Genomic DNA, 13,650 nt, shown 5'->3' with positions numbered 1-13,650 from the left:
CAGGTAAGCCCTCAGCCAAGCCTGACCGGTGCCGGAACCGGTCCCGGCGACCTCCCGGACGGGTTCCGGAGAGGCCCCCGCGAGGCGGGAAACCGCTGCGGCGGACAGCCGGGGCCGGGTTCCCGCTCAGTGATTGTCGCCCAGGAACTCCGCCAGCTCCCGGTCGAGGTCCAGGAACCGGTGCTCGTCGCCCACAGGCACCAACTCCTCCGCCCGCCTCAGGAATCGACGCAGCTCCGAGGTGCGGACGTGCACCATCGCGATGCCCTCGGCGGCGTGGAACTCGAGCGCGGTCCGCAACGGGTCGAACGGACGCACCCGCACGTCTCCGAGGCCGGCGGGCGCGTCCACGCCCCGGGCCAGCAGCTCCCGGGAGAACTCCCACGAAACGTCCGTGCCCTCCAGCGTGGCCCTGGCCGGGAACGCGATCCGGACCGCGAAAGGATGGGCGCGGTCGTACCGCAGGGTGGCGGCCAGCGTCGCCATCCGTGGAACGGACGCGACCATGCGGGCCTGTACGGGCTGCTCGATAAGGCTGGACAAGACCTGCTCCCTCGCACGGCTGGACGAACGGACTCCGGCACTGGAGTAGACGACGGAACACCGCGATCCGCGCACCGACCCGGGGCGTGAGCTGTGTCACCGCCGAAACCCCCGGGACTGATCATCTGCCCGGGAAGTGCCCGTCCATCCCGTGCGTCCCGCCCGTACGCGGACGACGGGAACGCACGGCCACCGGTCGCACGGCCCGGCCGCCGACGGGACAGGGGCCGTGAGCCACCCATCCACGGAGAGTCGGGACATCACGGGACCCTCCGGGCGGAACCCCCGCCGGACAGGGGCGCCGGTGCGCCCGGTCGGGGGACCGGCACACGCGAGCAGCCCCGGGACCGGCACACGCGAGCAGCCCGGGGACCGGCACAGGCGCGCAGCCCCGGGACCGGCACAGGCGAGCAATCGGGGGACCGGCGCAGGCGCGCAGCCCCGGGGTCAGCACACGTCGAGCAGCCCCTGCTCCCGCACGACCTCCAGCGACAGGGTGCGGTAGCCGACCGTCTGGAAGAGCACGGTCAGACTCCGGTCCTCCTCGCTCATCACCGAACCCTCTCCCCAGTGCTGGTGCCGGACCCGGGTGCCGGGGCGGTAGGGGTGGCCGCCTCCGGCCGTCTCCTCGCCGGCCGGGGCGGGTATCCGCCCGCCCGTGCCGGCCAGGACCGCCGGACCGGGCGCCGCGCCCTCCCGCGACAGCTCGGCCGCTTCGCACACGTCGCAGGAGCCGCACCCCTCGGCCTCGTCCCGGACCTGTCCGAAGTAGCCGAGGAGGAAGCGGCGCCGGCAGCCGGTGGTCTCCGCGTAGCCACGCATCATGTCCACCCGGGAGCGTTCGAGCTGCTGGTGGGCGTCGCCCAGTTCGACCGCCTGCTGCGCGGCGTGGGCCGGGTCGATGCCCGGGGCCGGTTCCACGTCGCCCCGCCCGGTGGTGTGTACCGCGTCGACCTGCTCCAGCAGGTTGACGACCGCCGTCAGCCGGCTCGCCGTCAGATGCGTTTCGGCCCGCAGGTCGCTGGGGTGCACGGGGCCGTCGTGCTCCGCCAGCGTGCGCGCCACCTGGGTGACGGTGTCCGGATCGGGGCGGCCCGCCGAGAAGAAGCGCTGAAGGCCGAGATCCTGAGGCCGGTACGCGAGGATCGCCCGGGACTGCTCGCCGTCCCGTCCGGCCCTGCCTATCTCCTGGTAGTAGGCGTCCAGGGACCCGGGCACGGACGCGTGGAGCACGAAGCGCACGTCCGGCTTGTCGATACCCATCCCGAACGCGGACGTCGCCACCACCACGTCCAGCGCACCCGCCAGAAAGCGGTCGTGCACGTCGCCGCGCTCCTGCGCGGGAAGTCCCGCGTGGTACGCCGCCACGTCCAGCCCGAGCAGGCTCAGCTCGTTCGCGTACTCCTCGGCCTCGCGCCGCGTCGCCGCGTACACCAGCCCCGGTTTGGGCTCCGCCGCGGCGCGCTCGACCACGGCCCGCGCCTTGACCGCCGCGTCCCGGAACGGAATGACCTCCAGATGGATGTTCGGGCGGTCGAAGCCGGTGACGACCTCCCGCACGTCCCGCATCCCCAAGTGCGCGACGATGTCGGCCCGCACGGGGGCGGCGGCGCTCGCCGTCAGAGCGAGCACCGGAGGACGCCCGATCCGCTGGAGCACCTGGCCGAGCCTCAGGTACTCGGGCCGGAAGTCGTGGCCCCAGGAGGACACGCACTGCGCCTCGTCCACGACGAACAGTGCCGGCTCCGCGGCCGCGAGCTGCTCGACCACCTCGTCCTTCGCCAGCTGCTCCGGGGCGAGGAAGAGGAAGTCGACGTCCCCCGCGCTGATCCTGTCCCACACCGCGGCGTTCTCGCCTCCGGTCTGCGTCGAGTTCACCGCCGCCGCATCCGTCCCGGTGCGACGCAGCAGCCCCTGGACCTGGTCGCGCTGGAGCGCGATCAGCGGCGACACCACCACGGTCGGACCCGAAAGGAGCACCCCCGGCACCTGGTAGACGGCCGACTTCCCGGCGCCCGTGGGCATGACGACCAGCGTGTCGCGCCGCTCCATCACGGCTTCCATCGCCATCGTCTGCTCCGGCCGAAGCCGGTCCCAGCCGAACACATCCCGCGCGACGTCCTGAAGACGCCGCGAAGAAACAGCCACCATGACACTCCTCGACAGCGAGCCGGGGCAAAACCCGCGAACCGGGAGCCCTCGTGGCGCTCCTCGTACCCCCGTTGACGCGCGGTAGCGGCGCGCCTCAGGGCTTTCGTTCGGATCATGCCGGGCCCGGTCCGTACGAGAGGCTCTAAACTCGGCCGTCATGACGACGTTCGCCGTGCCCGCCGACGCAGCCGAGGCGCGGGCCGTCCAGGACCGCCTGCGCGACCGGGTGGTGACCGAGGACTCCGGACCTGCCCCCGGACGGGGCCACGCCACCGGGGTGGACGTCGCCTACGACGACGAGCGGGACCTCGTCGTCGCGGCGGCCGTGGTGCTGGACGCCGCCACCCTCGATGTGGTCGCCGAGACCACCGCCGTGGGCCGGGTCACCTTCCCGTACGTCCCCGGGCTGCTGGCCTTCCGGGAGATACCCACGGTGCTCGCCGCGCTGGAGTCGCTCACGGCCGACCCAGGCCTCGTCGTCTGCGACGGATACGGGCTGGCCCACCCCCGGCGCTTCGGACTCGCCAGCCATCTCGGGGTGCTGACCGGGCTCCCCGTCATCGGTGTCGCCAAGAACCCCTTCACCTTCGCGTACGAACCGCCCGGCCCGAAGCGCGGCGACTCCTCCCCGCTGCTGGACGGTACGGAGGAGGTCGGCCGGGCCCTGCGTACCCGGGACGGCACCAAGCCGGTCTTCGTCTCCGTCGGCCACCGCACCTCGCTGGACACCGCCTGCGCCCACACCCTGGCGCTGACCCGGGGGTTCCGCCAGCCCGAGACCACCCGCCGGGCCGACGCGCTCTGCCGGCGAGCTCTGCGGGAAGCGGCGGGCTGAGCGGGAGCTACGGGCTGAGCGGGGGAGCTGCGGCCCCGTCTTCAGCGGCGGGCCGCCACCCGGAAACCCAGCCCCGAGGCCCGCAGTCGTTCCAGCAGGGCATCGCCCATCGCCACCGCCGTCGTCACCTGGCCCGAGGCCTCCGGCAGATCGTCGAGGGCGAGGCAGAGGGCGGCCTCGCCCAGCATCCGCGCCGTCTCGTCGTATCCCGGGTCGCCGCCCGAGACCTCGGTGAAGACCTGTCGGCCGCCCCCCTCCCCGACGAACCGGACGGTGAACCTGCTCCGACTGCGGCGCTCCTCGTCGGGCCCGTCGCCCGACTGGTAACGATCCGTCATCCAAACCCGCACAAAGGGAAGTTGAGCCGCGGCGACGAGGGAAATCACGCCCGCCGTGCCGCCCAGCGCGACCGGCAGGTGCTTCACCGAGGCGAAGTGGCGGTAGCGGAAGTCGGGGCCGTAACGTTCCAGGGCGCGCGCCGAACGGCCCACGATCTGCGGGTCCACGGTCGGCAGCGGGAGGGCCCAGGTTCCGGTCTCCCCGCTGAAGTGCGGGGCCCCCAGCGGGGTCCGGACGCGGCGGCCGGTGAGCCGGGGTTCGCGCTCCCGGCGTTCCCGGGCGGCGGCCAGCATCTGCGGTCCCCGGCCCATCGCGTTCACCGCGGAGGCGAACGTACCGCCGGAGAACACCGCGTGGGCGCGGACGAAGGCGTCGACCGTCAGCGGCACGCCCTCGGGCAGCTGCCGGACGGTGAAGTACGCGCCGAGGTCGTGAGGTACCGAGTCGAAGCCGCAGGCGTGCACCAGGCGCGCTCCGGTCTCCCGGGCGGTCCCGTCGTGCTCGAGCCACGTCCGGTCGATGAACTCGGCCTCGCCGGTGAGGTCCAGGTAGTCCGTACCGGCCCGGGCGCAGGCCGCGACGAGCGCGTTCCCGTAACGCAGGAAGGGGCCGACCGTGGTGGCCACCACCCGTGCGGACAAGGCGAGTTCCCGCAGTGCGGTGGGTTCGTCGGCGTCGGCGACGAGCAGTCCGGGCTCCGGGCCCTTCACGGCGAGCCCCGCGCGCAGCCGCTCCAGCTTCTCGCGGCTGCGCCCGGCCAGCGCCCAGCGCAGCCCGTCGGGGGCGTGCGCCGCGAGGTATGCGGCGGTCAGTGTGCCGACGAAGCCGGTGGCGCCGTACAGGACGACGTCGTAGGGACGCTCCGGTTTGTGGTGCCTCTTCATGCGTGCCTCCGCTGGGGCGTGTCGTCGAAGTGCCGGCTCCGGGTGGGTGGCAGCCGAGGGTAGTCCCGCGACCGGCGACCGGTGAACCACTCCGGTCGCGGGGTGACGCGTGGCACTCGGGGCGGAACCGCATGTGACGGTGCACCATGGGAGAGGTGGAAACTAAGCGGTCGCTCGGCCAAAAGCCTTGTGCGGAGCGGCGGTCGTTCTTAGCATCGTCGATGTTACATCGGTTGTGTCACACCGCTGGGGGCTTGATGACCGCGTCGGGGAACGGGCCCCTGTCCGGAGTGCGCGTGGTCGAACTGGCGGGCATCGGCCCCGGTCCGTTCGCCGCGATGCTCCTGGCCGACCTCGGTGCCGACGTGGTCAGGGTGGACCGGCCCGGCGGGGCCGCCCTCGGCATCGACCCGGCCCTCGATCTGACCAACCGCAACAAGCGCTCCGTCCTGCTCGACCTCAAGACGGACGCGGGTGCCTCGGCCGTCCTCGCCCTCGCCGAACGCGCCGACATCCTCGTCGAGGGGTACCGCCCCGGGGTCGCGGAACGTCTCGGGGTGGGCCCCGACGCCTGCCTCGGCCGCAACCCCCGGCTCGTCTACGGCAGGATGACCGGCTGGGGTCAGGAAGGCCCGCTCGCCCAGCGTGCCGGCCACGACGTCTCCTACCTCGCGCCCACCGGCACCCTCTCCATGATCGGCCGCCCCGGCGAACCCCCGGCCGTCCCGGCCAACCTGCTCGGCGACTACGCGGGCGGCTCCCTCTACCTCGTGGTCGGCGTACTGGCCGCCCTCCAGCACGCCCGTACCCCCGGCGGGAGCGGGCAGGTCGTGGACGCGGCGATCGTCGACGGCGCCGCCCACCTCGCCACCATGATCCACGGCATGCTGGCGGCCGACGCCTGGCAGGACAGGCGTGGCTCCAACCTCCTCGACGGTGGCTGCCCCTTCTACGGCACGTACGCGACCTCCGACGGCGAGGCCATGGCGGTCGGGCCGCTGGAACAGCGGTTCTACGACGAGTTCACCGCGCTCCTCGGCATCGCCGGAGAGGCGCCCGACCGTGCGGACCTCTCCCGCTGGGCGGAGCTGCGCACCGCGGTCGCGGACCGTTTCCGCACCCGTACCCGCGCCGAGTGGACCGAAGTGTTCGAGGGCACCGACGCCTGCGTCGCCCCGGTCCTCTCCCTCCGCGAAGCGCCCGGGCACCCGCATCTCGCCGCCCGCGCCACCTTCGTGGAACACGCCGGGATCACCCAGCCCGCCCCCGCCCCGCGCTTCTCCGCCACCCCCACCGCCGTCCGGAGCGCCCCCGCCCTGCCCGGCAGCGGCGCCGCGTCGGTGGCCGCGGAGTGGGGCGTGCCGGAACTGCCCGGGGACGGGGACGTGCCGGCAACGCCCGGTCGAGACGCCCCGCAAGCCCTCGGGGGCCGAGGCGCGCCGGAGCCGTTCCGGGCACCGCCGAAGGAGGTTCAGGGATGAGGGCGAGACCGGCGCGCACCATCCGACACCCACTCCAGGAGGCCCGGTGAAACGGCAGATCTTCGCCGCCGAACACGACGTGTTCCGCGAGACCGTCCGTACCTTCCTCGCCAAGGAGGTCCTCCCGCACTACGCACAGTGGGAGAAGGACGGCATCGTCTCGCGCGAGGCGTGGCGCGCGGCGGGCCGGCAGGGGCTGCTCGGCCTCGCCGTCCCCGAGGAGTTCGGCGGGGGCGGCAACGACGACTTCCGTTACAGCGCCGTACTGGCCGAGGAGTTCACCCGGGCGGGCGTCAGCGGCCTCGCGCTCGGCCTGCACAACGACATAGTCGGGCCCTACCTCACCGGCCTCTCCACCCCCGAGCAGAAGCGGCGCTGGCTGCCGGGCTTCTGCTCCGGCGAGACCGTCACCGCCATCGCCATGACCGAACCGGGGGCCGGCTCCGATCTTCAGGGCATCCGTACGACCGCCGAGGACCGGGGCGACCACTGGCTGCTCAACGGGTCCAAGACCTTCATCTCCAACGGCATCCTCGCCGACCTGGTGGTCGTCGTCGCCCGTACGTCACCGGAAGGCGGGGCCAAGGGCCTCTCGCTGCTCGTGGTCGAACGCGGCGCGACGGGTTTCGAACGCGGCCGCAACCTCGACAAGATCGGCCAGAAGTCCCAGGACACCGCCGAACTCTTCTTCCACGACGTCCGCGTCCCCAAGGAGAACCTCCTCGGCGAACTCCACGGCGGCTTCCTCCACCTGATGACCAACCTGGCCCAGGAACGGATGGGGATCGCGGTCGCCGGCATCGCCGCCGCCGAACACCTGCTGGAGATCACCACCCGGTACGTCAAGGAGCGCGAGGCGTTCGGCCGGCCGCTCGCCAGACTCCAGCACGTCCGCTTCGAGATCGCCGAGATGGCCACCGAATGCGCCGTCACCCGCACCTTCCTCGACCGCTGCATCGTCGAGCACGCGGAGGGCGCGCTCGACGCGGTGCACGCCTCGATGGCCAAGTGGTGGGCGACCGAACTCCAGAAGAGGGTGGCCGACCGCTGCCTGCAACTGCACGGCGGGTACGGCTACATGGCCGAGTTCCCGGTCGCCAGGGCCTTCACCGACGGACGCATCCAGACGATCTACGGCGGGACGACCGAGATCATGAAGGAGATCATCGGGCGCTCCCTGCTGTCCTGACTGCCGTACGCACCGCTGCCGCTGCCGCTGCCGCTGCCGCTGCCGCTGCCGCGCGCCCGCCCCCCGAGTGCCGCACGCACCCTCGCACACCCCGAAGCCCGCCCCCCCCGAAAGGCTGTTGTCTTGAGTACCGAAGCGTTCGTCTACGACGCGATCCGCACCCCGCGCGGACGCGGCAAGGCCAATGGGGCCCTGCACGGCACCAAGCCGATCGACCTGGTCGTCGGCCTCATCCACGAGATCCGCGCCCGCTTTCCCGGCCTGGACCCGGCGGCCATCGACGACATCGTCCTCGGTGTCGTCAGCCCGCTCGGCGACCAGGGCTCCGACATCGCGCGGATCGCGGCCATCGCCGCCGGACTCCCGGACTCCGTCGCCGGCGTCCAGGAGAACCGCTTCTGTGCCTCCGGCCTCGAAGCCGTCAACCTCGCCGCCGCCAAGGTCCGTTCGGGCTGGGAGGACCTCGTCCTCGCCGGTGGCGTCGAGTCCATGTCACGCGTCCCCATGGGCTCGGACGGCGGGGCCTGGGCGATGGACCCGATGACCAGCTTCGAGACCGGCTTCGCCCCGCAGGGCATCGGAGCCGACCTCATCGCCACCGTCGAGGGCTTCTCCCGCCGCGACGTCGACGAGTACGCCGCCCTCTCCCAGGAGCGTGCCGCCGAGGCGTGGAAGGCGGGCCGCTTCGCCCGTTCGGTGGTTCCCGTCAAGGACCGCAACGGCCTCGTCGTCCTCGACCACGACGAGCACCTGCGCCCCGGGACCACCGCCGACTCGCTCGCCGCCCTCAAGCCCTCCTTCGCCGCCATCGGCGAGATGGGCGGCTTCGACGCGGTGGCCCTGCAGAAGTACCACTGGGTCGAAAAGATCGACCATGTCCACCACGCCGGCAACTCCTCGGGGATCGTGGACGGCGCCGCGCTCGTCGCGATCGGCTCGAAGGAGGTCGGCGAGCGCTACGGGCTCACCCCGCGCGCCCGGATCGTCTCCGCCGCCGTCTCCGGCTCCGAGCCCACCATCATGCTGACCGCCCCCGCCCCCGCCTCCCGCAAGGCGCTCGCCAAGGCCGGACTGACCATCGACGACATCGACCTGATCGAGATCAACGAAGCCTTCGCCGGAGTGGTGCTGCGCTTCGTCCGCGACATGGGCGTCAGCCTCGACAAGGTCAACGTCAACGGCGGAGCCATCGCGCTCGGCCACCCCCTCGGCGCCACCGGCGCGATGATCCTCGGCACCGTCGTCGACGAACTCGAACGGCGCGACCTGCGGTACGGACTCGTCACCCTCTGCGTGGGCGGCGGCATGGGCGTCGCCACCGTCGTCGAACGCGTCTGACCGGCCCCGCCCTCCCGCCACGCCCGCTGCCTACGGAGAAGAACCCATGACCGAGAGCACCACCATCCGCTGGGAAGAGGACGGGGCCGGCGTCGTCACCCTCGTCCTCGACGACCCGGACCAGTCCGCCAACACGATGAACCGGGCCTTCACCCGGTCCCTCGCGGCGATCGCCGACCGCGCCGAGGCCGAGAAGGAGACCATCCGCGGCATCGTCGTCACCTCCGCGAAGAAGACCTTCTTCGCCGGGGGAGACCTCAAGGAGATGATCCGGGCCCGGCCCGAGGACGCCCAAGCCGTCTTCGACACCGGGATGGCCATCAAGCGCTCCCTGCGCCGCATCGAGACCCTCGGTATTCCGGTGGTCGCGGCCATCAACGGCGCGGCGCTCGGAGGCGGTTACGAGATCGCCCTCGCCTGCCACCACCGGATCGCACTCGACGCGCCCGGCTCCCGCATCGGTCTCCCCGAGGTCACCCTCGGCCTGCTCCCGGCCGGCGGCGGCGTCACCCGTACCGTACGCCTCATGGGCATCGCCGACGCCCTGCTCAAGGTGCTGCTCCAGGGCACCCAGTACACCCCGGCCCGCGCCCTGGAGAACGGCCTCGTCCACGAAGTGGCCGCCACCCGCGAGGAGATGCTGGACAAGGCCCGCGCCTTCATCGACGCCCACCCCGAGTCCCAGCAGCCCTGGGACGTGAAGGGATACCGGATTCCCGGCGGCACCCCGTCGAACCCACGGTTCGCCGCCAACCTCCCGGCCTTCCCCGCCAACCTCAAGAAGCAGATCGCCGGGGCTCCGATGCCCGCGCCCCGCAACATCCTCGCCGCGGCCGTCGAGGGCTCGCAGGTCGACTTCGAGACCGCGCAGACCATCGAGGCCCGCTACTTCACCGAACTGGTCACGGGCCAGGTCGCCAAGAACATGATCCAGGCGTTCTTCTTCGACCTCCAAGCCGTCAACTCCGGTGCCAGCAGGCCCGAGGGCGTCGAGCGCCGCACCGTCCGCAAGGTCGCCGTGCTCGGCGCAGGCATGATGGGCGCCGGCATCGCGTACTCCTGCGCCCGCGCCGGCATCGAGGTCGTCCTCAAGGACGTCACCGCCGAAGCCGCCGCCAAGGGCAAGGCCTACAGCGAGAAGCTGCTGGCCAAGGCGGTCTCCCGGGGACGTACGACCGAGGCCGCCCGCGACGAGCTGCTCGCCCGCATCACCCCGACCGGCGACCCCGCCGACCTCGCCGGCTGCGACGCCGTCATCGAGGCCGTCTTCGAGGACACCTCCCTCAAGCACAAGGTGTTCCAGGAGATCCAGGACGTCGTCGCCCCCGACGCGCTGCTCTGCTCCAACACCTCCACGCTGCCCATCACCGTCCTCGCCGAAGGCGTCACCCGCCCCGCCGACTTCATCGGGCTGCACTTCTTCTCCCCGGTCGACAAGATGCCGCTGGTCGAGATCATCAAGGGCGCGGCCACCGGCGACGAGGCCCTGGCCCGCGCCTTCGACCTGGTCCGCCAGATCAAGAAGACCCCGATCGTGGTCAACGACTCGCGCGGATTCTTCACCTCGCGGGTCATCGGCCACTTCATCAACGAGGGCGTCGCGATGGTCGGCGAGGGCCTCGAACCCGCCTCCGTCGAACAGGCCGCCGCTCAGGCCGGCTACCCGGCCAAGGTGCTCTCCCTGATGGACGAGCTGACACTCACCCTGCCCCGCAAGATCCGCAACGAGACCCGGCGCGCCATCGAGGAGTCCGGCGGCACCTGGACCCCGCACCCCTCGGACGCGGTCGTGGACCGGATGGTCGAGGAGTTCGAACGCCCCGGACGCAGCGGCGGCGCCGGGTTCTACGAGTACGACGAGTCCGGTCGGCGCGGCGCCCTCTGGCCGGGGCTCCGCGAGCACTTCGGCAAGCCCGGGGCCGCGATCCCGTTCGAGGACATGAAGGAGCGGATGCTCTTCTCCGAGGCCCTGGACAGCGTCCGGTGCCTGGACGAGAACGTCCTCGTCTCCGTCGCCGACGCCAACATCGGCTCCATCATGGGCATCGGCTTCCCGCCGTGGACCGGCGGTGTCCTCAGCTACGTCAACGGCTACGAAGGCGGCCTGCCCGGCTTCGTAGCCCGCGCCCGCGAGCTCGCCGAACGGTACGGAGACCGCTTCCTGCCCCCCGCCCGCCTGGTGGAGATGGCCGAACGGGGCGAGACCTTCCACGACTGAGCCCGTCGCCCCCCCCGGAGGGCGGGCCGCCCCGCGGCGGCCCGCCCTTGGGGCATACGGCCCGGCGTACGCCCGTGCCGGACCGCTGTGCGGACTGCCGTACCGTCAGGGCTCCTGGAACGCGGCGCGCAGCTCGGCCGTCAGCGACCGCTGGAACGCGGTCACCAGAGCCTGCATCACCAGCGGCTGCATGTGCGCCGAGAGCGACCTCATCGCGGCCACGTGCTCCGGGTCCGCCTCCCGCTCCCGGTACGGGCTCCACACCTCGTCCCGGAAGAGCCGGGTCAGCTCGGCGGCGGCCGACCGGGTGTGCTCCATCAGGACCGTACGCGCCCGGAGGATCGTCTCGTGTGCGATCGGCACGTCCAGAAGCTCCACCCCGAGCCGGAGCAGCCCCGGATCGACCCGGTGGACCCCCTCGGGCGACGCGGACTCCTCTTCGGGCCCGTCCAGCAGTACCCCCATCGCCGCCAGCCGGCCGAGATCCTCGCCGGTGAGCGGCCGGCCCGCCCGCCGCTCCAGCTCCGCCCGGGTCATCTCCTCGACCACGTCCGGCGCCCAGGACGCCACCAGCGCCCGGTGGATCGCCAGACCGTGGGCGCTGAGATCCGCCGGCAACTGCTCCAGATACCGTTCTATCGCGGCCAGCGTCATGCCCTGGCGCTGGAGTTCCTCGATCAGCGCCAGCCGGGACAGATGGCCGTGACCGTAGTGCCCGACCCGGCGCGGACCGATCACCGGAGGCGGCAACAGCCCCCGCGTGCCGTAGAAACGCACGGTGCGCACGGTCACCCCGGCGCGGGCCGCCAACTCGTCGACGGTGAGCGTCGGCTCCTCGGGCGCGGTCGCCATGTCTGCTCCTCGATGCCCTGAGACGGCCGGATCGGTGCCGATCGCCCGGTGCGGCGATCGCGTGCAACAGTATTGCTGTCTCACCACTGTGGTGAAACCCTCACCGGCAGCGAAACGGGGCCCGGCCCCTTGTTCGCGACCGCCCCGCACGCCAGTGGACAGGGCCTTCACGGCCACCGGGCACGTGCTCCTCGGGGGGCTTTCGGACCTGACCGGGGGCGCGGTCGGTACCGAGCACGCGGGGCTCCTGAGACGAACGGCCCAGAAACCGCTCACGTCCGGGCTCGGACGCCGGTGGTTGTCGGCGTACGGCTGGATGGGCACGGCCGTGCACGGATGAACGTGCCGAGCGCTATGGCGCGCAGGGTGGCGACTTCGGCTCGGGCATCTCGACGGCGCTCGGCGCGGTGGCACCCGAGCAGGTCGTCGGAGTGCACGTCAACTACCTGCCGACCCGGCCGGTCCCGGACGCCGGCATCGAACTGTCCGAAACGGATGAAGCGCGGCTGGACAAGATCCGGCACCTGATGGCGAATCGTCCGCCTTACCAGGCCCTGCAGGCCACCACCCCGCAGACCATCGGCTACGCACTGACCGACTCGCCGGTCGGCCAGCTGGCCTGGATCGCCGAGCGCTTCGCGCAGTGGACGGACCCTCGCTCGCGGATCAGTGACGAGCGGATGCTCACCGATGTCTCGCTGTACTGGCTGACCGCCACCGCGGCTTCCTCGGCGCGGCTCCACCGCGATGCTCCGCGGCGCATCGAGCCGTGCCCGGTGCCGGTGGGGGTAGCGGTGTTCGCGCACGACATCACGCAGTCGGTGCGACCGCTGGCCGAGCGGCTGTACGACATCAGACACTGGTCGGAGTTCGAGCGCGGCGGCCACTTCGCCGCGATGGAGGTGCCGGAGCTACTCGCCGGGGACGTCCGGGAGTTCTTCCAGATGATCCGCACCACCCGGTCCTGGCGGGAGAGGGAATCCTGGCCTACTGCTCCGGCGGAGCGGCGGGACCGTTGAGCGCCTCGACGACCTGGTCGTAGTCGCCGCGGGCCTCGCCGTAACGCAGGAACTTCACACGCTCGACCTGGATCTCCTTGGCGTCGGGCTGCGCCTCGATCAGGCCGACGACCTCCGCGACGTACTCGTCCAGGGGCATGGCGTGCTCGTCGTCCTCCTGCCCGGGCAGCAGTGCGGTCCGCACGGCCGGCGGTTCGAGCTCCACGATCCGCACCGAGGTGTCGGCGAGCTGCAGCCGGATGGACTCACTGAGCATGTGGATGGCGGCCTTCGTCGCGTTGTAGCTCGGCGTGACCTTCAGGGGAGTGAACGCCAGGCCGGAGGAGACCGTCATGATCGTGGCGTCCGGCCGCGCCTGGAGATGCTCGACGAAGGCGGCGATGAGGCGGATGGGCCCGAGCAGGTTCGTCGTCACCGTGGACTCGGCGGAGGCGAGGAACGCCGCAGGATCGTGCCAGTCCTCGACCTTCATGACACCGGCCATGGTCACGAGGACGTTGAGATCCGGGTGATCGGCCAGGACCTGCTTCGCGGCGGAGGCGATGCTCGCCGCGTCCGCGGTGTCGATCCGTACCGTGTCGATGCCGGGGTGCTCGGCCGCGATCCTCTCCAGCAGCTCGGCACGCCGGCCGCCGACGATGACGGTGTTCCCCCTGGCCTTCAGCTCCAGGGCGAGCGCGAGCCCGATGCCGCTGGTGGAGCCGGGGACGAAGATGGTGTTTCCGGAGATGTCCATGGACCGATGGTCGTCGATCCGCCGCGGCGGGTGCAGAGACCGCTCGTCGGGGGACCAGCGATCCC

General features: G+C 72.0%; 11 protein-coding genes. 6 read left to right on the top strand and 5 right to left on the bottom strand.

Translation table 11 applies throughout. The annotated features are described in order from the left end of the window. Positions 1 to 126: 126 nt before the first annotated feature. Together ACFZAX_RS14405 and ACFZAX_RS14400 are read right to left on the bottom strand one after the other, a co-directional pair. On the bottom strand, positions 127 to 543 hold the full coding sequence (locus tag ACFZAX_RS14405) for an SsgA family sporulation/cell division regulator (protein ID WP_390961694.1): 417 nt from the start codon (positions 541 to 543) through the stop codon (positions 127 to 129). A 447-nt stretch (positions 544 to 990) separates the two neighbouring features. Then, positions 991 to 2,694: a RecQ family ATP-dependent DNA helicase gene (locus tag ACFZAX_RS14400; RefSeq protein WP_390961692.1), complete on the bottom strand. Its 1,704-nt coding sequence runs from the start codon at positions 2,692 to 2,694 to the stop codon at positions 991 to 993. A gap of 157 nt (positions 2,695 to 2,851) precedes the next feature. On the opposite strand from ACFZAX_RS14400, the gene ACFZAX_RS14395 reads away from it, so the two are divergent. Further along, a complete protein-coding gene (locus tag ACFZAX_RS14395; RefSeq protein WP_390961691.1) occupies positions 2,852 to 3,529 on the top strand; it encodes an endonuclease V in 678 nt (225 codons plus the stop codon). 41 nt (positions 3,530 to 3,570) lie between these two features. Here the strand turns inward: ACFZAX_RS14395 and ACFZAX_RS14390 are convergent, their stop codons facing one another. After that, positions 3,571 to 4,752 carry a saccharopine dehydrogenase NADP-binding domain-containing protein gene (locus tag ACFZAX_RS14390; protein ID WP_390961690.1) on the bottom strand — a complete coding sequence of 394 codons (1,182 nt, stop codon included), beginning with the start codon at positions 4,750 to 4,752 and terminating at the stop codon, positions 3,571 to 3,573. A gap of 257 nt (positions 4,753 to 5,009) precedes the next feature. On the opposite strand from ACFZAX_RS14390, the gene ACFZAX_RS14385 reads away from it, so the two are divergent. The 4 genes from ACFZAX_RS14385 to ACFZAX_RS14370 all read left to right on the top strand — a co-directional run bounded on the left by ACFZAX_RS14385 (position 5,010) and on the right by ACFZAX_RS14370 (position 10,978). Further along, positions 5,010 to 6,233 (top strand): CoA transferase, encoded by a 1,224-nt coding sequence (locus ACFZAX_RS14385; protein WP_390961688.1) that lies wholly within the window; start codon positions 5,010 to 5,012, stop codon positions 6,231 to 6,233. A 46-nt stretch (positions 6,234 to 6,279) separates the two neighbouring features. After that, the gene (locus tag ACFZAX_RS14380; RefSeq protein WP_390961687.1) at positions 6,280 to 7,422 is read left to right on the top strand and encodes an acyl-CoA dehydrogenase family protein; all 1,143 of its coding nucleotides are present in this window, start codon (positions 6,280 to 6,282) and stop codon (positions 7,420 to 7,422) included. A gap of 123 nt (positions 7,423 to 7,545) precedes the next feature. Beyond that, entirely contained in the window at positions 7,546 to 8,760 is a 1,215-nt protein-coding gene (locus tag ACFZAX_RS14375; protein WP_390961686.1) for an acetyl-CoA C-acetyltransferase, read from the top strand. Positions 8,761 to 8,806: 46 nt separating this feature from the next. Continuing rightward, on the top strand, positions 8,807 to 10,978 hold the full coding sequence (locus ACFZAX_RS14370; protein WP_390961685.1) for a 3-hydroxyacyl-CoA dehydrogenase NAD-binding domain-containing protein: 2,172 nt from the start codon (positions 8,807 to 8,809) through the stop codon (positions 10,976 to 10,978). Positions 10,979 to 11,083: 105 nt separating this feature from the next. Here ACFZAX_RS14370 and ACFZAX_RS14365 read toward each other — a convergent pair whose 3' ends face one another. After that, positions 11,084 to 11,830 carry a MerR family transcriptional regulator gene (locus ACFZAX_RS14365; RefSeq protein WP_390961684.1) on the bottom strand — a complete coding sequence of 249 codons (747 nt, stop codon included), beginning with the start codon at positions 11,828 to 11,830 and terminating at the stop codon, positions 11,084 to 11,086. Positions 11,831 to 12,237: 407 nt separating this feature from the next. Here ACFZAX_RS14365 and ACFZAX_RS14360 point away from each other — a divergent pair, with 407 nt between their 5' ends. Further along, positions 12,238 to 12,849: an alpha/beta fold hydrolase gene (locus ACFZAX_RS14360; protein WP_390961683.1), complete on the top strand. Its 612-nt coding sequence runs from the start codon at positions 12,238 to 12,240 to the stop codon at positions 12,847 to 12,849. On the opposite strand, the gene ACFZAX_RS14355 is transcribed toward ACFZAX_RS14360, so the two are convergent. Beyond that, on the bottom strand, positions 12,818 to 13,585 hold the full coding sequence (locus ACFZAX_RS14355) for an SDR family NAD(P)-dependent oxidoreductase (RefSeq protein WP_390961682.1): 768 nt from the start codon (positions 13,583 to 13,585) through the stop codon (positions 12,818 to 12,820). The two genes, ACFZAX_RS14360 and ACFZAX_RS14355, sit on opposite strands and share 32 nt — an antisense overlap. Positions 13,586 to 13,650: the final 65 nt, after the last annotated feature.

The sequence above is a fragment of the Streptomyces sp. NPDC008125 genome, from assembly GCF_042957125.1.
GTDB lineage: Bacteria > Actinomycetota > Actinomycetes > Streptomycetales > Streptomycetaceae > Streptomyces.
Note: the sequence above shows the minus strand (reverse complement) of the source record. Positions and strands in the feature narration are given on the sequence as shown.